Origin of the sequence: Clostridioides sp. ZZV15-6388 (assembly GCF_020657755.1) — a bacterium.
In the GTDB taxonomy this organism is placed as follows: domain Bacteria; phylum Bacillota; class Clostridia; order Peptostreptococcales; family Peptostreptococcaceae; genus Clostridioides.
This window is the reverse complement of the sequence record NZ_JAGWCU010000129.1, coordinates 1-282: the sequence shown is the minus strand read 5'-3', so window position 1 is coordinate 282 and position 282 is coordinate 1. Positions and strand designations below refer to the sequence as shown.

The window sequence follows — 282 nt, the reverse complement described above, 5'->3', positions numbered from 1 at the left end:
AAAGTGCATGTAAGAGGCTACTAGATAAATCGAAGATTTAAGTAATATACTCTTAATGGTGGAGATGAGGAGAGTCGAACTCCTGACCCCTTGCTTGCAAGGCAAGTGCTCTCCCAACTGAGCTACACCCCCAAATATGAAGTTCATAAAGAACTCTCAAAATTAAACAGTAGGCAATTCTCCTTAGAAAGGAGGTGATCCAGCCGCACCTTCCGATACGGCTACCTTGTTACGACTTCACCCCAGTTATTGATTCCACCTTCGACGACTTCTTCCAAAAGG

1 tRNA gene and 1 rRNA gene are annotated in these 282 nt (G+C 44.0%); both read right to left on the bottom strand.

The annotated features are described in order from the left end of the window. Positions 1-56: 56 nt before the first annotated feature. Positions 57-132, bottom strand: a tRNA-Ala gene (locus tag KGF48_RS20040). Positions 133-187: 55 nt separating this feature from the next. Continuing rightward, positions 188-282 (bottom strand): 16S ribosomal RNA (locus KGF48_RS20035); the annotation flags it as partial.